The sequence below is a fragment of the Micromonospora sp. DT68 genome (genome assembly GCF_049847245.1).
Lineage (GTDB): Bacteria > Actinomycetota > Actinomycetes > Mycobacteriales > Micromonosporaceae > Micromonospora > Micromonospora profundi.
Genome location: NZ_JBNCNZ010000006.1, coordinates 281,871 through 301,325 on the forward strand (window position 1 = coordinate 281,871; position 19,455 = coordinate 301,325).

The 19,455-nt window shown below is 69.3% G+C and carries 15 protein-coding genes; 12 read left to right on the forward strand and 3 right to left on the reverse strand.

Going from position 1 to position 19,455, the window contains the following annotated elements:
* Positions 1-44: 44 nt before the first annotated feature.
* The 8 genes from ACPXB1_RS13855 to ACPXB1_RS13890 all read left to right on the forward strand — a co-directional run bounded on the left by ACPXB1_RS13855 (position 45) and on the right by ACPXB1_RS13890 (position 11,460).
* Positions 45-1,556 (forward strand): sugar ABC transporter ATP-binding protein, encoded by a 1,512-nt coding sequence (locus ACPXB1_RS13855; RefSeq protein WP_425735366.1) that lies wholly within the window; start codon positions 45-47, stop codon positions 1,554-1,556.
* Between the two features lie 55 nt (positions 1,557-1,611).
* Positions 1,612-2,586: an ABC transporter permease gene (locus ACPXB1_RS13860; RefSeq protein ID WP_053656771.1), complete on the forward strand. Its 975-nt coding sequence runs from the start codon at positions 1,612-1,614 to the stop codon at positions 2,584-2,586.
* 2 nt (positions 2,587-2,588) lie between these two features.
* Positions 2,589-3,563 carry an ABC transporter permease gene (locus tag ACPXB1_RS13865; RefSeq protein WP_355591531.1) on the forward strand — a complete coding sequence of 325 codons (975 nt, stop codon included), beginning with the start codon at positions 2,589-2,591 and terminating at the stop codon, positions 3,561-3,563.
* Positions 3,564-3,574: 11 nt separating this feature from the next.
* The gene (locus tag ACPXB1_RS13870; RefSeq protein ID WP_355591528.1) at positions 3,575-4,759 is read left to right on the forward strand and encodes a substrate-binding domain-containing protein; all 1,185 of its coding nucleotides are present in this window, start codon (positions 3,575-3,577) and stop codon (positions 4,757-4,759) included.
* A 6-nt stretch (positions 4,760-4,765) separates the two neighbouring features.
* Positions 4,766-5,647, forward strand: a complete 882-nt coding sequence (locus ACPXB1_RS13875; RefSeq protein WP_355591525.1) for a sugar phosphate isomerase/epimerase family protein — start codon at positions 4,766-4,768, stop codon at positions 5,645-5,647.
* A 44-nt stretch (positions 5,648-5,691) separates the two neighbouring features.
* Complete coding sequence (locus ACPXB1_RS13880) at positions 5,692-8,085, forward strand: RICIN domain-containing protein (protein WP_355591522.1); 2,394 nt, start codon at positions 5,692-5,694, stop codon at positions 8,083-8,085.
* Between the two features lie 132 nt (positions 8,086-8,217).
* Entirely contained in the window at positions 8,218-9,678 is a 1,461-nt protein-coding gene (locus ACPXB1_RS13885; RefSeq protein ID WP_425735367.1) for an RICIN domain-containing protein, read from the forward strand.
* Positions 9,679-9,798: 120 nt separating this feature from the next.
* A complete protein-coding gene (locus ACPXB1_RS13890; RefSeq protein ID WP_355591516.1) occupies positions 9,799-11,460 on the forward strand; it encodes a glycoside hydrolase family 27 protein in 1,662 nt (553 codons plus the stop codon).
* A 254-nt stretch (positions 11,461-11,714) separates the two neighbouring features.
* On the opposite strand, the gene ACPXB1_RS13895 is transcribed toward ACPXB1_RS13890, so the two are convergent.
* Together ACPXB1_RS13895 and ACPXB1_RS13900 are read right to left on the reverse strand one after the other, a co-directional pair.
* Complete coding sequence (locus tag ACPXB1_RS13895) at positions 11,715-12,707, reverse strand: family 43 glycosylhydrolase (RefSeq protein WP_355592092.1); 993 nt, start codon at positions 12,705-12,707, stop codon at positions 11,715-11,717.
* A gap of 33 nt (positions 12,708-12,740) precedes the next feature.
* The gene (locus ACPXB1_RS13900; protein ID WP_355591513.1) at positions 12,741-13,766 is read right to left on the reverse strand and encodes a LacI family DNA-binding transcriptional regulator; all 1,026 of its coding nucleotides are present in this window, start codon (positions 13,764-13,766) and stop codon (positions 12,741-12,743) included.
* A gap of 358 nt (positions 13,767-14,124) precedes the next feature.
* Between ACPXB1_RS13900 and ACPXB1_RS13905 the strand changes: the two genes are divergently transcribed.
* From ACPXB1_RS13905 to ACPXB1_RS13920, 4 genes are read left to right on the forward strand one after another with little or no spacing between them, the layout of a single operon-like run.
* Positions 14,125-15,480 carry an ABC transporter substrate-binding protein gene (locus tag ACPXB1_RS13905; RefSeq protein WP_355591511.1) on the forward strand — a complete coding sequence of 452 codons (1,356 nt, stop codon included), beginning with the start codon at positions 14,125-14,127 and terminating at the stop codon, positions 15,478-15,480.
* A complete protein-coding gene (locus ACPXB1_RS13910; RefSeq protein ID WP_053656783.1) occupies positions 15,477-16,448 on the forward strand; it encodes a carbohydrate ABC transporter permease in 972 nt (323 codons plus the stop codon). The genes ACPXB1_RS13905 and ACPXB1_RS13910 overlap by 4 nt, the downstream gene beginning before the upstream one ends.
* Positions 16,445-17,269, forward strand: a complete 825-nt coding sequence (locus tag ACPXB1_RS13915; RefSeq protein WP_053656785.1) for a carbohydrate ABC transporter permease — start codon at positions 16,445-16,447, stop codon at positions 17,267-17,269. The genes ACPXB1_RS13910 and ACPXB1_RS13915 overlap by 4 nt, the downstream gene beginning before the upstream one ends.
* Positions 17,270-17,272: 3 nt before the next feature.
* A complete protein-coding gene (locus ACPXB1_RS13920) occupies positions 17,273-18,427 on the forward strand; it encodes a serine hydrolase domain-containing protein (RefSeq protein WP_355591508.1) in 1,155 nt (384 codons plus the stop codon).
* Between the two features lie 75 nt (positions 18,428-18,502).
* Here ACPXB1_RS13920 and ACPXB1_RS13925 read toward each other — a convergent pair whose 3' ends face one another.
* Entirely contained in the window at positions 18,503-19,387 is an 885-nt protein-coding gene (locus ACPXB1_RS13925; RefSeq protein WP_355591506.1) for an SGNH/GDSL hydrolase family protein, read from the reverse strand.
* Positions 19,388-19,455: the final 68 nt, after the last annotated feature.

The following is a 19,455-nucleotide window of genomic DNA, read 5'->3' on the forward strand; positions in this document are numbered from 1 at the left end:
CCTCCGATCTCGCCGATGACTACTATCTGTAAAGGGCTCCCGGGATGTCAGATCCACGGCCGGCGCCGCTGCTCGCCCTGCGGGGCATCGGCAAATCCTTTCTCGGGGTCCGTGTCCTCGACGGTGTCGACATCGATGTCGCGCCCGGCGAGGTGCACGCCGTCGTCGGCGAGAACGGCGCTGGCAAGTCGACCCTCATGAAGATCGTCTCCGGCGCGTACGCCCCGGACGAGGGCGCTGTCGAGTTCGACGGCCACGTACGCGCGTTCCGTGGCCCGCGCGACGCGCAGCGGGCCGGCGTCGGCATCATCCACCAGGAGTTCAACCTGCTGCCGGAGCGGACGGTCGCCGAGAACGTCTACCTCGGCCACGAGCCGACCCGCCGCGGGCTTGTCGACCGCCGCGAGATGCTCGACAGCACCAGGCGACTGCTCGCCTCCATCGGAGAGACCACGTTGCCGGCCGACGCCCCGGTGGGGCGGCTCGGTGTCGCCCAACAGCAGGTCGTCGAGATCGCCAAGGCCCTCGCCCTGGACGCGCGGCTGCTCATCATGGACGAGCCGACGGCGGCCCTGGCCGACCACGAGGTCGAGTTGCTCTACGGGCTGGTACGCCGGCTCCAGGAGCGGGGCATCGGCCTGCTGTACGTCTCGCACCGGCTCACCGAGGTCTTCGACCTGTCCAGCCGGATCACGGTCCTCAAGGACGGCCGCCGGGTGACCACCGTGGACACGTCAGCCACCACCGCCGACGAGTTGGTGCGGCACATGGTCGGCCGGGAGCTGTCCAGCTACTACCCGGCCCGGGCCGATCCCGACGACGTCGGCCAGGTCCGGCTGACGGTCCGCGACGCGGGAAACCGGAAGCTGCGGGGCGTGACCCTCGACCTGCGTGCCGGCGAGGTCCTCGGTGTCGGTGGATTGCAGGGCTCGGGTCGGTCTGCGCTGGCCCGCGCGCTGTTCGGGGTGGCCCCGTTCACCAGCGGCGAGGTCACGCTCGACGGCAGGCCGGTTCGGCTGCGTTCGGCGCGTGCCGCGATGCGGTCGGGCATCGCCTATGTCACCGAGGACCGCAAAGGGGAGGGGATCGTCGCCCGACAGTCGGTGCTGGACAACGCGTTGCTGGCCAGCCGGGCCGTCTTCGCGACCCGGTCCGGTCGTGCCGCACGGACGATCCGGGTCCGTGAGTTGCTCGCCGCCGTCCAGGTCCGCTCGGCCGGCGACGACCAGGAGATCAGGTTCCTCTCCGGCGGCAACCAGCAGAAGGTCGTCCTCGCCCGCTGGCTCGCGATCAACCCGAGGATCCTGCTGTTCGACGAACCGACCCGGGGCATCGACGTCGGCGCGAAGTCGGCAATCCACGACCTCGTACGCAGTCTCGCCCGCGACGGCGCCGCCGTCTTGATGATCTCGTCGGAGTTGCCCGAGCTGCTCGGGATGAGCGACCGGATCATCGTCCTGCGGGACGGTCGCGTCGCGGGTGAGTTGCCCGCCGGTGCGACAGAGGAGGACGTCGTGGCCCTCGCGGTGGGCACCGTCGCCGAGGTGGTCCAGTGAGCGCGAGGAGTGAGCCGGGGTTGCGAGCCCCGCAGTCGCGAGCCGAGGTGGTCCAGTGAGTGCCCTCTCGCTCCTGCCGGCGCGGCGTCCCGTTCCGGGTGTGTTCGTGGCGCTCGCCCTCACCCTGGTGATCGGCTGGCTGGTCGTCCTTGCCGACGGCGGTCAGCTCTTCAATCCGTCGACAACTGTGAGCCTGTTGCACGTCGCCGCAGGCCTGGGGCTCGTCGCCGTCGGCCAGACGCTTGTCATCCTCGGTGGGTCGCTCGACCTCTCGGTGGCGTACGTGATCAGCCTGAGCACCCTTGTGGGTGCGGAGGCGATGAGCGGCAGCGACGGCGCGGTGCTTCCGGCGATCGGGCTGGCGCTCGCGGTCAGCGCCGCCGTCGGTCTGCTCAACGGGCTGCTTGTCACGAAGCTGCGGATCAACGCGTTCATCGCGACCCTCGGTGTCGGGCTGTTGCTCAAGGGCTATCTCGACAACGGCTACGACGGTCCGGCGGGCGAGACCGCGCCCGCGCTCGTGCGAACACTTGGGTACCAGCGCGTCGGTCCGGTGCCGGTGTCGTTCCTGCTCCTGCTCGTCGTCACCGGGGCGGTGTGGTTCGCGCTCACGCGTACCCGCTTCGGTCATCACCTGGTCGCCGTGGGCGGCGACCCGGAGGTGGCCCGGCTGTCCGGGGTCCGCAACGACCGTGTCCTCGTCACCGCCCACGTGCTGTGTTCGTTGTGCGCCGGCCTGGCCGGGGTCTACCTCGCCAGCCGGCTCGGCTCGGGCGCACCGAGGGTCGGCACCGAGGGCCTCTACGACCTGGAGTCGATCGCGGCCGTGGTGCTCGGCGGCACGGCCCTGGCCGGCGGGCGTGGCGGTGTCCTCGGCACTGTCGGCGGTGTGCTGCTGCTCGCGAGCATCGACGCCATCTTCAACCAACTCGAGGTCGACGCCTTCTTCAAGCAGGTGATCCGGGGCGTCATCATCATCGCGGCGGTCGCCGTCTACGCCCGACGTGCTCTCCGAAAGGCGGGGTCCTAGCCGTGCGGATCGCCGAGCGCCGTGCACTGCCACTGCGGATCCGCACCGACGGGGTCGTGCCGATCGCCGCGATCCTCGCGGTGCTGCTGATCCTCGTCGCCGCGGTGCAGCCCGACTTCCTCGCGCCGCCGTCACTGATGTCGTTCCTCGGTCGTTCGGCGCCGATCATCCTGCTGGCCGCCGGTCAGTACTTCGTGATCGTCTGCGGGGAGTTCGACCTGTCCGTCGGGTCCCTGGTCACGGCGCAGGTCGTCGTCGCCGCCCGGCTCATCGACAGCGAGCCGTCGCGCACCTGGCCGGTGGTCGTGCTGCTGCTCGTCGGCGGTGCGCTCGTCGGGCTGGTGAACGGCCTGGTCACCACTGTGCTGCGGGTGCCGTCGTTCATCACCACCCTCGGCATGTTCCTGATCCTCGTCGGTGCGGTGTACCTGTGGTCCGACGGCGCACCCAAGGGTGGCCTCTCCGAGGAGTTCCGCCGCTTCGGCCGGCGGGCCATCGAGGACGTGCCGCTGCTGGGCCGGATCCCGTACGCCCTGCTCGTCCTGGTGGCCGTGGCGGTGCTCGCCGTGCTCCTGATGCGCTCCGACTTCGGCCGCACGCTTGTCGCCGTCGGCGACAACCCGCGCACCGCCGAGCTGAGCGGTGTACGGGTCGGGCGCACCAAGACGATCGCGTTCATGCTCAGCGGCCTCGTGGCGGCGGTCGCGGCGATCCTCCTCGGCGGCTACAGCGGCGTGTCGTTCCAGGCCGGCGTCGGCCTGGAGTTCGGGGCGATCACGGCCGTCGTTCTCGGCGGGGTCGTGCTCGGCGGCGGTCGCGGCTCGGTCGTCGGCGCCATGCTCGGCGCGCTGACCCTCGAGACGCTCTTCGCGCTTATGAACTTCACAGGCGTCTCCGGCGCCCTCAGATCAACCGTCCAGGGCGCGATCATCCTGCTTGCCGTGGCGGTCTCGGCCCTGCGTTCTTCCTCCAGATAAAAGGAGACTCGATGAGACGTACCATTACCGCCCTGGCCGCGGCGAGCCTGCTGGTGCTTGCCGGCTGCGCCACCGACGAGCCGGCCGCGTCCCCGTCGGCTACCGCCTCCGCCGCCGAGGGGGCGGGCACGGGGGAGCAGTCGAAGTTCTTCGTGCAGGCTGACTACGACAACGAGTTGGCGCTGCTCGACGTCGCACCGACGGGGCCGGCCGACAAGCCGTGGGAGCAGGTGCTCAACCCGAAGATGGTGGACACCGCGAAGTTCAAGAAGAACGGCCCGCACAAGATCTGCTTCTCGAACGCGGCGCTGAACAACCCCTGGCGACAGGTCGGTTTCAAGACGATGCTGGCCGAGGTCGACGCGCAGCGCAGCCGGATCAGCGAGTTCGTGCACGTCGACGCCGAAGGCAAGGACCAGAAGCAGATCGCGGACATCAACGACCTGCTCGGCAAGAAGTGCGACGCCCTGATCGTCTCGCCGAACACCACCGCCACGCTCACCCCGGCCGTCGAGGCCGCCTGCAAGGCCGGCCTGCCGGTGATCGTCTTCGACCGTGGGGTCAACACCACCTGCCCGGTGACCTTCATCAACCCGGTGGGCGGCTACGGCTTCGGTCACGTCGGCGCCGAGTTCGTCAGCCAGAAGATGAAGCCCGGCGGAAAGCTGCTGGCCCTGCGCATCCTGCCGGGCGTCGACGTGCTGGAGACCCGCTGGTCCGCCGCGAAGATCGCATTGGACAAGGCGAAGGTCGACGTCGTGGGCGTCGAGTTCACCGACGGCGACCCCGCCAAGACCAAGAAGATCGTCAACGACTACATCCAGCGGTACGGCACGATCGACGGCGTCTGGATGGACGCCGGTGCGGTCGCCGTCGCTGCCGTCGAGGCGTTCCAGGACGCGGGCAAGCCCGTACCGCCGATGAACGGTGAGGACCAGCTCGACTTCCTGAAGCTGTGGAAGGACAAGAACCTCACGGCCATCGCCCCGACCTACCCGACGTACCAGTGGCGTACGCCGATCATCGCCGCGCTGACCATCCTCGACGGCAAGCAGGTGTCGAGCCCGTGGAAGCTGCCGCAGCCGACGATCACGCAGGACAACCTGGACCGGTACCTCGACACGAGCATGCCGCCGCTGCACTACGCCATGTGCGGCTGCACCGACCTGCCCGGCTATCCGCAGCGCTGGAAGTAGCAGTCGATGTACGCCGTCGGCGTCAATCCCTGGGTGTGGGCCTCGCCGGTCGACGACGAGGCCCTTGCCGAGCTGATCCCGCGGATCGCCTCGTTCGGGTTCGACGCGGTGGAGCTGCCGATCGAGCAGCCCGGCGACTGGGATCCGGTCCGTACACGGGATCTGCTCGCCGCGCACGGCCTGGCGGCGGCCGGTGTCTGCGCGGTCACTCCGCCCGGCCGGGACCTGGTGGACGCCGCGCCGGCCGTCGTGGAGTCGACTGTGGCGTACCTGCTGGGGTGTGTGGCGAGCGCGGCGGCCGTCGGCGCTCCGTGCGTGGGCGGTCCGGTGTACGCATCGGTCGGCCGCACCTGGCGGATGTCGCCGGCGGCGCGCACGGAGTGCTACGCCCAGTTCCGGCGTGCCCTGGCGCCGGTGGCCGACCGGGCCGGCGAGTCGGGGGTGAGCATCGGGGTGGAGGCGTTGAACCGCTACGAGACGAGTGTCGTCAACACCGTCGAGCAGACCATCGAGCTGATCGACGGCCTCCCCCCGAGCGTCGGCATCATGATCGATACCTACCACATGAACATCGAGGAGGCGGACCCCTACGCCGCCCTCGCCGCCGCCGGCCCGTACGTCAAACACGTCCAGGTCAGCGGCACCGATCGCGGCGCGCCCGGCGCGGACCACTTCGACTGGCCCCGCTTCTTCACCACCCTGCGGGCCACCGGCTACCGGGGCGCGGTCTGCATCGAGTCGTTCACGGCGCAGAACGCGACAATCGCCACCGCCGCGTCGATCTGGCGTCCGTTGGCGCCGTCCCAGGACCGTCTCGCCACTGATGGCCTGCGCCATCTCCGGAAGATCCTCGGCGACCCCCACCGCATCTCGACCCCGCCCGGTTGAGGCGATCCGCCACCCCCACACCCCTCATGTCAGGAGACCGTCCCGTGCTCCTCTCGTCCAGTCCGCCGCTGCGCCGAATCCTGGCTGGCGCCGCCGCGACAGCACTGGCAGCAGTGGCCGCAGTAACCGCCTCGGCGTCCCCGGCCCTCGCCGCCACCACCACCCTCTACGCGTCCCCCACCGGCACCGGCACCACCTGCTCCGCCACCCAACCGTGCTCGGTGACCGCCGCACAGACCGCGGTACGCAGCCGCGTCAGCGCGATGTCCGGTGACATCGTCGTGGAACTGGCCGACGGGATCTACCGGCTCTCGTCGCCGTTGCGACTGACCGCCGCCGACTCCGGAACCAACGGCTACCAGGTGATCTGGCGTGCCGCGCCCTCGGCCCGCCCGACGATCAGCGGAGCCCGGGCGGTCACCGGCTGGTCGCTCGTCGACGCCGGTCGCAACATCTGGCGGGCCAGCGTCCCCGCCGGGCTCGACAGCCGTCAGCTCTACGTCAACGGCGCCGTCGCCACGCGGGCGCGTACCGCAGTCAACCGGGCCGACTTCACCTTCACCACCAGCGGCATGCGGTTCAGCAACAGCGCGTTGAGCTACCTCAACAACCTCGGCAACCAGAACCGGGTCGAGGTGGAGAGCGTCGGCTCGTTCACCGACCGCTACTCGCCGGTGCAGAGCATCAGCGGCAACGTCCTGACGATGCAGCAGCCCGCCTGGAACAACAACACGTTCGGCTTCGACACACTGTCCAGCCCGCACCGGGCCGGTCCCTTCTACCTGACCAACGCGTACGAGTTCCTCGACTCCCCGGGCGAGTGGTATCTGAACCCGGGCAGCGGCCAGCTCAACTACATCCCGCTCGCGGGGCAGAACATGTCGAGCGTCGCCGTGGAGCTGCCGCAGTTGCAGTCCCTGGTGAACGTCGGCGGCACCTACGACGCGCCCGCGCACCACATCTCGTTCAGCGGCATCACCTTCACCGGCACCAGTTGGCTCGGCCCGAGCAGCAGCAACGGCTTCGCCGACCAGCAGACCGGCGCGCACATCACCGGCACCTGGGCCCGGCCGTCCGACGCGTTGACCTCCTGCCAGGCCGGTTGCCCGCAGTTCGAGGCCACCCGGCCGAACTGGAACCAGATGCCCGCCGCCGTACAGGTCTCGGCGGCCAACACCATCACCTTCAGCGACTCCCAGTTCGTCAACCTGGGGCAGACGGCCATCGGCATCGGCAACGACGCCAACGCCCACGCCAGCGGCGTCGGTCTGGGTGCCAGCAACATCACCGTCACCCGCTCCGAGATCGCCCGCAACTCCGCGGGCGGCATCGTGGTCGGTGGCGTACGCGCCGACGCCCACCACCCGGGTGACCAGCGGATGGTCAACCGCAACATCACCATCAGCAACAACCGGGTGCACGACCTCGGTCTGGAGTACCGGGGCGTGGTCTCGATCCTGACCACCTACGTGAACACCGCGCTGATCTCGCACAACGAGGTCTACAACATGCCGTACACCGGGCTGTCTGTCGGTTACGGCTGGGGCGCCAACGACGCGGGCGGCAGCCAGCACTACGCCAACCGAGGCCTGTACAACTACCAGCCGCGGTACACGACTGCCACCACCGCCGCCAACAACCAGGTCGTCGGTAACTACGTGCACGACGTCATGCAGCAGATGACCGACGGCGGGTGCATCTACACGCTCTCGGCGAACCCGGGCGGCACCATCAACGAGAACCACTGCCTGCGTACCAACGGCTGGTTCGGCCTCTACTTCGACGAGGGCTCGCGCTACTACACCGCCCGCAACAACGTGTTCTCCTCCACCGGCACCTGGGCCACCGCCAACTACTGGTACGCGGAGAACATGGGCAACTTCACCGTCACCAACAACTGGTCGACGAACAACAGCACCAACGTGACGAACGGTGATCGGGGCAACGTCGTCTCTGGCAACGTCACGGTCTCCGGCGGCAACTGGCCGTCGGGTGCGCAGACGGTGATCAACAATGCCGGCGTCCAGAGTGGCGGCAGCACGAACCCGCAGAACGTGCAGATAGTGGGTGTGCAGTCGGGGCGCTGCGCCGAGATCGGCGGGTCCAGCACGACGAACGGCACGCAGGCCCAGCTGTGGGACTGCGTCGGGGCCACCAACCAGCGGTGGACGGCAACCGCCAGCCGGCAACTGATGGTGTACGGCAGCAAGTGCCTCGACGCCACCGGGCAGGGCACCACCAACGGGACCGCAGTGGTGATCTGGGACTGCAACGGGCAGGCCAACCAGCAGTGGACCATCAACGCCAACGGCACGATCACCGGCGTGCAGTCGGGTCTCTGCCTGGATGCCAACGGCGCCGCGACGGCGAACGGCACCAAGCTCATCCTCTGGTCGTGCAACGGCGGCACGAACCAGCAGTGGCAGCTGCGGAGCTGATCCCGGCTAGCCCTCGGCCGGCCGTCGCCGACGGTCGGCCGGGGCGCACGGCTCCCGCAAGGCCCACTCACGCAATTGATGACTGTCATTTGCGGATAGCTGTGTTAGCGCTAACCTTCAAGGGAGTGAATCATGGGAACAATCGGTGCGGCTCGCCGCTGGCGATCGGGTCTGGCCGCCGCGGCTACGGCCCTGCTCGCCGCCAGCGCTCTCGTCGCGGCCAACCCGGCGCCGGCCTCGGCGGCGACGGTGGACACCAACGCCTGGTACGTCCTTGTCAACCGCAACAGCGGCAAGGCGCTCGACGTCTACGGGCAGGCCACGAACGACGGCGCGCGGACTACCCAGTGGACGCGTAACAACGGCGCCAACCAGCAGTGGCAGTTCGTGGACTCCGGTTCGGGCTTCTACCGGCTGAAGTCCCGGCACTCGGGCAAGGTGCTCGACGTCAGCAACCGGTCGACCGCCGACGGTGCCGCCGTCGTGCAGTGGACCGACAACAACGCGACCAACCAGCAGTTCCGGCTGGCCGACTCCGACGCCGGCAGCGTACGGCTGGTCAGCCGGCTCAGCGGCAAGGTCGTGGAGGTGCAGGGCGCCTCGACCGGCGACGGTGCCAACATCGTGCAGTACACGGATTTCAACGGAGCCAACCAGCAGTGGCAGATGGTCAAGGTGTCCGGCGACACCGGGACGGGCGGGGGATGCGGTAAGAGCCCCACGTTGTACAACGGCACGCACACGATCCAGAGCAACGGCAAGAGCCGCAGCTTCATCCTGCGGATCCCCGCCAACTACAACAACAGCAACCGCTACCGGTTGATCTTCGCATTCCACTGGCGGGGCGGCACCGCGGCCGAGGTCAACTCCGGCGGCACCAGCGGGACCCCGTGGTCCTACTACGGGCAGCAGGAGCAGTCGAACAACAGCGCGATCCTTGTCGCGCCACAGGGACTCGGCAACGGCTGGGCCAACTCCGGAGGCGAGGACGTCACATTCGTCGACGACATGATCCGGCTGATCGAGGGTGACCTCTGCGTCAACACGACGCAGCGTTTCGCGCTCGGGTTCAGCTACGGCGGTGGCATGAGCTACGCGCTGGCCTGCGCACGGGCGAACGTGTTCCGGGCGGTGGCGGTCTTCAGCGGCGCCCAACTCAGCGGATGCAGCGGTGGGACGCAGCCCATCGCGTACTTCGGGCTGCACGGCCTCAGCGACTCGGTGCTCGGCATCTCGGCGGGCCGGTCGCTGCGGGACACGTTCGTCCGCAACAACGGCTGCACCGCGCAGAACCCGCCCGAGCCGGCGGCGGGCAGCCGGACCCATGTCACCACCGCCTACTCGGGATGCCGGGCGGGCTACCCGGTGCAGTGGGCGGCGTTCGACAACGGTCACATGCCCGGCCCGGTGGACGGCACGTACGCCGAGAGTGGCATCACGACCTGGACCAAGGGCGAGGTCTGGCGGTTCTTCGCGCAGTTCGCCCGAGCACCGGCCGACGTCAGCCGGCGCTGGTCGGGGCGCCGGGTGGATGGTCGACGGCCCCGCCGTCGGCCATCCACCGGGGCGAGGTTCCCCAACATATGGAAGTAGTTGAATTCCTCGAAACGTCTCCGTAACATGACCTGCGCTTCTGTTAACGCTAACAGCTCCCGTTCACCTCGCCCGGCATCCGTCCGTGGTGGACGACATCACCGAAAGGATGGCCTGCGTATGAAGCGAATCATCCGACCTCGCCGATGGGGGCGGGCAGCGGCGGCCGTGCTGCTGCTCGCCGCCGTCCTGGTCGGCATCCGCGTCCCGATGGCCCAGGCGTTGGACAACGGCGTGGCCCGGACCCCTCCGATGGGCTGGAACAGCTGGAACTCGTTCGGCTGCAACATCAACGAGGCGCTGATCCGGCAGACTGCCGATGCCATCGTCAGCAGCGGGATGCGCGACCTCGGCTACGAGTACGTCGTGGTGGACGACTGCTGGTTCAACCCCAACCGCGACAGCTCCGGCAACATCCAGGGCGACCCGACGCGCTTTCCCAGCGGGATGAAGGCGCTCGGTGACTACCTGCATGCCCGTGGCCTGAAGTTCGGCCTCTACCAGGTGCCTGTCGACAAGACCTGCGCACAGTACTTCGGCTCCTACCCCGGAGCGACGGGCAGCCGGGGCCACGAGGTCCAGGACGCCCGTCAGTTCGCCGCCTGGGGCGTCGACTTCCTCAAGTACGACTGGTGCTCGCCGAACGGCAGCATCGACGAGCAGGTGGCCACGTTCGCGAAGATGCGCGACGCGCTGGCCGCGACCGGCCGGCCGATCGTCTACAGCATCAACCCCAACAGCATCCACGCCAAGACCGGTCCGCTGCGCGACTGGAGCGACGTGTCGAACATGTGGCGGACCACCGAGGACATCACCAACGCGTGGGACACCGGCCAGACCAACGGCTACCCGATGGGGATCCAGAACATCATCAACGTGAACGTTCCCCTGGCGCGGTACGCCCGCCCCGGCGGGTTCACCGACCCGGACATGATGGAGGTCGGCCGGGGTGGCATGAACGACACCGAGATGCGCAGCCACTTCGCGATGTGGGCGGTCATGGCGTCGCCGCTGATCGCCGGCAACGACGTCCGCTCCATGTCTTCGGCGACCCTGACCATCCTGACCAACCGCAACCTGATCGCCATCAACCAGGACTCGCTCGGTCGGCAGGCCGCACAGGTCTCGTTCGACGGCACCCGTCGGGTGCTCGCCAAGCCGCTGGCGAACGGTGACGTGGCGGTCGCCCTGTTCAACCAGGGCGGCTCGACGACGACGATCTCCACGACGGCCGCCGCCATCGGCAAGTCCGGCAGCTCCTTCACGCTCGTGGATGCCTGGAGCAACTCGACAAGCAGCAGCACCGGCACCATCTCCGCGAGCGTTCCGGCGCACGGCACCGTTGTGTACCGGGTCAGTGGCGGTGGCACCACGACTCCGCCGCCCACGACTCCGCCACCGACGACGTCGAGCGCGTACGCCAGCGCCGCCTCGGGTCGCTGCCTGGACGTCCCGAACAGCAACACCGCAAACGGCACCCAGCCGGTGATCTGGGACTGCAACGGTGCGGCCAACCAGCGCTGGACGGCGAACGGTCAGACCCTGCAGTCGCTCGGCAAGTGCCTGGACGCGCCGCTGAACGCCACTGCGGGCGCGAAGGTCCAGATCTGGGACTGCAACGGTGGCACCAACCAGCGCTGGACCGTCAACGCCAACGGCACGATCAGCAACGCCCAGTCGGGCCTGTGCCTCGACGTGAACAACAACGCGACCGCCAACGGCACCCCGGTGATCCTGTGGTCGTGCACGGGGGCGGCAAACCAGCGCTGGACCCAGCGCTAGACGAGCGGCCCCGACCCCGCGGGTGAGGTAGCCGCGACCGCAACTGCCCGGGTCGCGGGTGAGCCGGCCGAACGGCGGGGTCGGGGCAGGGTGTGCCTTCGGCGCGTCGCGGACGCGGTGAGGGACGGCCACCGTCCCAGGTGTGATGTCTCTCCGGCATCAATATGTCGGAGAGACATCACGCACCTGAGGGTGGGTGCCCGCTCCCGTACGCGTGCGTCAGCTGGTCAGACTGGCACGCCGGGGCGCGGGCGTCATCGTGGCGCGGCGGTCCCCACCGGGTTCGCGGTCAGCCCGACCGATGCGTCGTAGCGCACCGGAACAGGGTCGGTGATCTCACCGACGAACGTCCCGTCGACGTGGTCGAGGAACCCGATGAGCGACCAGGCGTCGGCGGGTCCGGGCACCAGGCGCGGCGCGTACAGGTGCGGGTGGGCGAACGGCTGGGCGGACGCGACGTCCCACGGGCCGCTGACGCTCGCGCCGGGAACCACCCAGATCCGGTGGTCGTCGGTGCGGGCGCTGGAGGTGGCGTCGGTGGAGAAGAGCAGCAGGGGCTGCCCGTCCACGACCGCGACCTGGGGGACCTCCAGGTGGCCGAACCCGGCCGGCGTCGACAGTGGTGGTTGCACGGTCCAGGTGACCAGGTCAGCGGAGGTGGCGTGACCGACGACGCCCCGTGCGTCTGCCGCCCCGGTGTTGGCGCGTGCCGTGATGAGCATGTGCCAACCCTCGCCGTCGGGGTCGGGAAACACCCACGGGTCGCGCCATGCCTGCTCGTACCAGAGGTCCCGGTCGAGCAGTTCGTACCAGGTCGGATCGGCCTGCACGATCGGGTCGATGCCGTGTCGGTGCCAGGTGGTCAGGTCGTCGGAGACGGCAAGGCCGATGCGCTGGACGAGGCCGTTGTCGGCACGACTCACGCCGGTGTAGTACAGGTACCACCGCCCGTCCGGGCCGCGGACCGTGCACCCGGTCCACGTCGCCAGGTCGTCCCATGCGGGGGCGTCGGCGGGCACCACGGCGTCGGCGACCAGGCGCCAGGAGTGCAGGTCCGTCGAAACGGCGTGGCCGATCGTGGCGCGGTGGTGGCGGCGGTGCGGGTCGTGCAGGGCGCGGGACGCGCGCAGGAAGAACATGTGCCAGAGGCCGGTGTCGTCCTGCGCGTACCAGCTGTCCCACACCCAGTGGTCGGCTAGACGAAGCATGGCCGGAAACCTAGCACTAAACCGTTTTAGCTGGAACAGCCCGTAACCCGACGTGGCAGCCGTGGCGAACCTCTACCCGGCGGGAGGCGCGAGGGACTTGCGGCGACGCAGGGGCATCGGGACCAGCGTCGGCTCGGCGGCCCCGCCGTCGAGTAGCAGCTCGACCGCGCGCCGCCCCATCTGCTCGTGCGGCAGCGCGGTGGTGGCCAGGCTTGGACGTAGCCAGGCGGCGATCGGGTCGTCGTCGAACGAGATCACCGAGATGTCGTCGGGAACGGAAAGTCCTGCCTCGCCGAGTGCCTGGTACGCGCCGAAGGCCAGTCGGTCGTTCATGCAGATGACAGCGCTGGGCCGCTGCTGCCTGTTGAGGAGCCCGCGCATGGCGGCATAGCCGTGCTCGGGCAGCCAGTCGGTGCAGAAGCACTCTGCCAGCAGTGTGACGCCCGCGTCGCCGAGCGCCTGGTGGATGCCCCGCAGACGCGCCCGGGCCGCGAGGGACACCTCGGGATCGCCCTCCTTGAGCCGGTTGCGGCCGATGAGTGCGATGGCGTCGCGGTGGCCGTGCTCCAGCAGGGCGGTGGCCACCGAGCGGCCGGCCCGGTCGTCGTCGGGAAGGACGCAGGGCAGGGTGTCCGAGCTGGTGGCGTTGAGCAGCACCACCGGGCCGCCGAGGATGGCCTGCGGCACTGTGAGTCGTCGGGTGGCCATCGCCGCGTAGATTACCCCGTCGACCTGCCGGTCGAGCATCGCCTCGATGGCGTACTGCTCGAAGGTGGCGTCGCCCTGCGTCTCGGTGATGAGCAGTACGTGGTCCCGCTCCCGCGCGGCGTCCAGGGCGCCACGGATGAGGCCGCCTGCGAAGCGGGTGGTGGCGACGATGTCGGAGACGAAGGCGATGGTGGCCGTCTTGCGGGTGCGCAGGCTGCGTGCGGCGAGGTTGGGCCGGTAGCCGAGTTCCTCGGCGGCGGCGAACACGCGCTGATGCGCCTCGGCCGACAACCGGGTGCCCTCCCGCCCGTTGAGCACCATCGACGCGGCAGTCTTGGACAGCCCAGCGCGCCGCGCGACGTCGGCCAGGGTTGCTCTGTTGCGGCCCATCAGTCCTCCGAATCAGGCGCGGCGCCACGGGCACCGCTCCCGCCCATCATGATGCGTCGCCGTCCGATGGCCAGCCCCGGTTCCGCCCGCAGCGGTGTGAACTCGATGTTTCCAGACCGTTGCAGGGTGGTCCTTGACAGCTACCCGTGTCACGCGCATGCTCTGCTAAATCAGTTTAGCGACCACTTTTGCGTGCTCTGGTCGCCGGGCTGAGGGTCATTGGTGACGGTACGCGTGCTGCTGCGGTGCGACCGGTCGCGACGTGCGCGTCGTGTCGGTGCTCCGGCTGCGGCGGTCCCGGTGGAGCCGTCCCGCAGCCATGGTCGCGGGGCGCGCGGAGGAATCAAGGAGTCATAAAATGGCAGTATTGCTGAAAAATTTGTCGCGACGTCGAGCGCTGCTCCTCGCGCCGCTGCTGGCCGTCGGGCTGGCCGCGACGGCCTGTAGCGCGCCGGGCACCGACCGGTCGTCGAACGCCGAGCCCGACGCCGCCGTCAAGACGGAACTCGGCACCGACCCGATCACCCTGGAGATGTACGCGGAGACCGGCTTCCCGCTGGCCAAGGCCCTCGCCGACGAGTTCTCCAAGCAGCACTCGAACGTCACGTTCAACATCCGCGAGGACCAGTTCACGGTGATCGTGGAGAACGCACCGCGGGTGATGGCCTCGGACAACTCGCCCGACATCATCCGGCTGCCCACGATGGTCGACCTGGTGAAGGACAACCTGCTCAAGAACCTGGACCCCTACTTCACGGCGTACGGCTGGGACAAGTTCCCGGCATCGCAGCTGATGCAGTTGCGCGTCGGGGAGAACATCCGGGGCAACGGGTCGCTGTACGGGATGGGGCTGGGCTACAGCGTCACCGGCGTGTTCTACAACAAGAAGCTGGCCCAGCAGGTCGGCATGACCCAACCGCCGGCCACGGTCGCCGAGTTCGAGGAGCTGCTGGCCAAGGCGAAGGCCGGCGGCGTGCAGCCGATCATGCAGTTCAACAAGAACACCGCGGGCATCAACTTCCCGCACCAGGCGCTGCAGAACCAGTTCGGCGACCCGGCGCAGGTCGCTGACTGGATCTTCCAGAAGCCAGGGGCCACCTTCGACACCCCGGCCGCGCTGAAGGCCACCCAGACCATCCAGAAGTGGGCCCAGGCCGGCTACTTCCCGAAGGACGCCAACGCCGTGGACTACGCCGCGATGGTGGGGGAGTTCCAGAAGGGCAACGGCCTGTTCATGTTCAACGGTGACTGGGAGTCGGCCAACCTGGACAAGGCGATGCCGGGCAACGTCGGCTTCTTCCTTTTCCCGTCCGAATCCGCAGGTGGCAAGCACGTGGCGATGTCCGCCCCGAACACCTTCGGCGTCTCCGCGAAGGCCAAGAACGCCGACGCCGCCGCGTACTTCCTGAACTGGGCCCACACCAACGCCAAGGCCCGCGAGATCGCGGTCACGGTCGGCGGTTCCAGCCCTGGCGGCCCGAGCGACCTGCCGGTGCCGGCCGCCGCCCCGAACACCGTCCTGGCCGAGACGCTCAAGGCGTCCCAGCAGCTCGGTGCCGAGAACGGCGCTGTCGATTTCACCGCGAACGCGACAGGCGGCATCTTCGCCGCCGCGATCACCCCCGAGATGCAGAAACTGATCGCCGGCCAGCAGACGCCCGAGGGGTACGTGAAGGCGGTCCAGGCCGAGTACGAGAAGGAACTGTCCCGATGACGTCTGCCCTCGGCAGCGCACCAACCGGGCGGGACGACACGGTGTCGTCGCCGGATCGTCCCGCCCACCCCTCGTCCACGCGGGCCCACCGACGTCGGTGGGCCCGCGCGGCCGGGACCGGCTGGTTGTACGTCCTGCCCGCCCTGGTGATGTACGCGATCTTCGTCCTCCGTCCCCTGGCCCTGACCGTCCAGTACTCGCTGTACGAGTGGAACGGGATCGGCGTGGCCCGCTGGGCGGGTCTGGACAACTACCTCACGGTGTTCACCGACAGCGACCTGCTGAAGATCATCGGTAACGCGATCATCCTGATCGTCTTCTTCAGCTTCATTCCGGTGGCGCTCGGGCTGCTGGTGGCGAGCGTGGTTCGCCGGATCACCACCGGAGCCTTCGGGACCGTGGTCCGGACGATCCTCTTCCTGCCACAGGTCATCCCACTCGTGGCGGCGGGCATCGCGTGGAGCTGGCTGCTGTCCTCGAACGGCCTGATCAACCAGGTGCTGCGCGCGGTCGGTCTGGGCGGCCTCGCCCGCGCCTGGCTCGGCGACTTCGACACGGCGCTGCCGGCCGTGGGCGTGATCGGCGCCTGGGTCCTGCTCGGTCTCTGCACGATCCTGCTTGTCACCGGCATGAGCAAGATCGATCCTGCGCTCTACGAGGCAGCCCGCCTCGACGGCGCCGGGCCGGTCCGGGAGTTCCTCGCGGTCACCCTGCCCAGCCTGCGGCAGGAGATCGGCGTCTGCCTCACCGTGACGATCATCGCCGCGCTCGCCAGCTTCGACATCGTCTACATCTCCACAAGCGGTGGCCCCGGCCTGCAAACCACGGTCCCCGGCCTGGAGATCTACCGCCTCGCCTTCTCGCAGCGTCAGGTCGGGTTGGCCTCGGCGCTGGCGGTCGTGCTGATGGTGCTGGTGCTGGCCTTCGTGCTGCCGATCCAGCGACTGACCCGGGGGGAGAAGCCGTGAACCTGAGCCGACGTGAACAACTGACAGGCCGGCTGTTCCTGATCGCACTCGTCCTGGTCACCCTGCTGCCGTTCGTGAGCATGCTGTCGGCGGCGTTGCAGCCGCGCGGCACCGTGCCCAGCGGCCTGGCATGGCCGTCGGATCCGCAGTGGGGCAACTTCGCCGACGCCTTCACCGCCGCCAACATGGGCGCTCTGCTGCGCTCCAGCCTGCTCATCGTGGCCGGTGTCGTGCCGGTGTCGGTGCTCATCGCCACCATGGCCGGGTTCGGGCTCGGCCAGCTGCGGGTGCCTGGCGGCCGGTTCGTCTTCGGGCTGTTCCTGCTCGGTCTGACACTGCCCTTCGAGGCCGTGGTCACCCCGCTCTACTACCAGATGCAGGACCTCGGTCTGCTCAACACCCGGTGGGCGATCATCCTGCCGCTGATCGGCCTGTACATGCCGTTCGCCGTGTTCTGGATGCGCGCGCACTTCACGAACGTGCCTGTCGAGTTGTCCGAGGCGGCGAAGGTGGACGGCGCCAGCACGTGGCAGCTGTTCTGGCGGGTTCAGGTGCCGCTCGCCCGGCCGGCAATCGCCTCGCTGACGATCCTGATGTTCCTCTGGACGTGGAACCAGTTCCTGCTCGCCATCGTCCTCGTCGACGACGCCACCAAACGCACGATGGCCGGGGCTCTGGGCGCGTTCCAGGGCCAGTGGGGCACCGACCTGGTGCTGCTGTGCGCTGGCTCGCTGCTCATCCTCACCCCTACTCTCATCGTGTTCCTGATCTTCCAGCGACAGTTCATCAAGGCCCTGATCCAAGGATCAGTGAAGGGATAGGCAGTGGCTACGCAGCCGCAGATCCACGGCGACGCCGACGACGGCTACGGGCGCGTCGCCGACGTCTTCCGCGACAACTTCGCCTCCCGGGGCGAGGTGGGCGCCGCGGTCACGCTCTACGTACGGGGACGCAAGGTCGTCGACCTGTACGGCGGGCTGGCCGACACCCGCACCGGACGACAGTGGGAGGCGGACACGCCTGTCGTCGTGTTCTCCTGCACCAAGGGGATCCTGGCGATCTGCGCCTACCTCCTGGCACAGCAGGGGCGGCTCGACCTCGACGCGCCCGTGACGCGCTACTGGCCGGAGTTCGGCCAGCACGGCAAGGACCACGTCCCGGTGCGCTGGCTGCTCACCCACCAGGTCGGGCTGCCGGCCCTGGACCGTGCGCTGACCCTCGACGAGATCCTCGCGTGGGATCCGGTCATCAAGGCGATCGAGGCGCAGGCCCCGCTGTGGCAGCCCGGCACGGCACACAGCTACCACGCCATGACGTACGGCTGGCTCGTCGGGGAGGTGATCCACCGCGTCACGGGGCAACTGCCCGGCGCGTTCTTCCGCGACGCCCTCGCCGAGCCGCTGGCGCTGCGTACCTGGCTGGGGCTTCCCGCATCCGAACGCGACACCGTCGCCTGGAACCTGGCCCCACCGCCGGAGGCCGATCCGTTCGCCGACCCCGTGGCCGAGCGCGGCATCACAATGGGTGGCGCCTTCGCCTTTCCCGCCGACGCCGACGGCCTGGTCAGCTTCAACGACCCCGCCATCCAGGCCGCCGGAATTCCGGGGGCGGGCGCGGTGAGCACCGCCGAGGGCCTCGCTCGCCTCTACGCGGCCTGTGTGTCCGACGTCCGGGGCGGGCCGCTGTTGAGCGCCGAATCCGTGGACGACGCGGTCGTCGTCCGCTCGCGCGGTCAGCAGCGGCACGGTCCACCGGACACCGGCCAACGCTGGGGGACCGGCTTCCTGCTGCACTCGCCGCAGGCCCGGCCGCTGCTCGGCGCAGGCAGCTTCGGTCACGACGGCGCCGGTGGGAACCTCGCCTTCGGCGACGCGCGGCACGCTGTGGGGTTCGGCTACGTGGTCAATCAGATGTACGGGGCGGGCGACGAGCGCGCCAACCGGCTGACCGCCGCCGTCCGCTCCTGCCTTCCGGCCTGACCCGATCCGCGCGTCGACACGACGTCACCGGCCCCGCCCTGTGGTGGGCGGGGCCGGCGGCGGATGTGCGTGCGGTCAGCTGTTCAGCGTGGCCAGTAGCGCGGTGGCCATGCCCTGCTCGCCGCGGGCGTTCGGGTGGAACGGTGCGGCCGCGTTCTGCGGTACGAGACCCTCGACCCAGCGGGTGCCGCTGCCCTTGCACGCGTCCCGGCCGATCGACGGGGTGTAGACGTCGGAGTAGGTGGCGCCGTTAGCGGCGGCGGTGCGGGCCAGCATCGAGTTGAGTGACTTCTCGATGGTCCGCAGGTACGGCACGTCCTGGTAGGCGATCGGTACGACGGGCCAGCAGCCGTAGCCGCTGTCTGGCACGATCGCGGGGTAGCCGAGCACCACGACCCGCGCGCCGGGAGCGGCCCGGCGGGCCGCCTGGAGGACTGCCGTCACCTTCGGCGCCGTGGCGGCGATCCTGGCCTGAAGCTGGTCGGTGCCTCCGGCCGTGTAGCGGTCCCGGCACGGCGACCCGAGTGGACTGCTGAGGCTCGCCTCCGCGCAGTCCCCGATGATGCCCGCGAAGCCGATGTCGTTGCCGCCGATCTGCACGGTCACCAGGGCGGTGTTCGAGGTGACCGCGTTGATCTGCGGTGGGGTCGCGATGCCCAGTTGGCCGCTGCCGCCGTAGAGGATGTCGTCGGTCGTGGCCCCGGAACAGCTCACGTCGACGAACGACGACGAGCCCGCGGAGGCGGCGACAAGCGACGGATAGTTGCGGCTGGACCGTAGGCAGTTCAGGTCGACCTGGGTGGGGACCAGCGGCCCGGAGGTGTACGAGTCGCCGAGTGCGACGTAGCGGCCGGTGGGTACGGCGGCGGCGGCGGGTGCGGCGGCGGCGAGCAGCACGCCGGCGGTCGCTGCGGCTAGTGCGGTCAGCCGGAGGGCTGCCCGCAGGAGGGGACGGTTCATGGCGCCTCCCAGAGGCATCGCGGTGGTGGTGCCAAGATCCTCACCCGATGACGCCGTCACCAATATAG

Bases quoted from the DNA above. Each gene is read 5' to 3' on its own strand.
- ACPXB1_RS13855 (WP_425735366.1), top strand. From the start codon at position 45: ATGTCAGATCCACGGCCGGCGCCGCTGCTCGCCCTGCGGGGCATCGGC.
- ACPXB1_RS13910 (WP_053656783.1), top strand. From the start codon at position 15,477: ATGACGTCTGCCCTCGGCAGCGCACCAACCGGGCGGGACGACACGGTG.
- ACPXB1_RS13925 (WP_355591506.1), bottom strand. From the start codon at position 19,387: ATGAACCGTCCCCTCCTGCGGGCAGCCCTCCGGCTGACCGCACTAGCC.
- ACPXB1_RS13870 (WP_355591528.1), top strand. From the start codon at position 3,575: ATGAGACGTACCATTACCGCCCTGGCCGCGGCGAGCCTGCTGGTGCTT.
- ACPXB1_RS13900 (WP_355591513.1), bottom strand. From the start codon at position 13,766: ATGGGCCGCAACAGAGCAACCCTGGCCGACGTCGCGCGGCGCGCTGGG.
- ACPXB1_RS13875 (WP_355591525.1), top strand. From the start codon at position 4,766: ATGTACGCCGTCGGCGTCAATCCCTGGGTGTGGGCCTCGCCGGTCGAC.
- ACPXB1_RS13890 (WP_355591516.1), top strand. From the start codon at position 9,799: ATGAAGCGAATCATCCGACCTCGCCGATGGGGGCGGGCAGCGGCGGCC.
- ACPXB1_RS13905 (WP_355591511.1), top strand. From the start codon at position 14,125: ATGGCAGTATTGCTGAAAAATTTGTCGCGACGTCGAGCGCTGCTCCTC.
- ACPXB1_RS13885 (WP_425735367.1), top strand. From the start codon at position 8,218: ATGGGAACAATCGGTGCGGCTCGCCGCTGGCGATCGGGTCTGGCCGCC.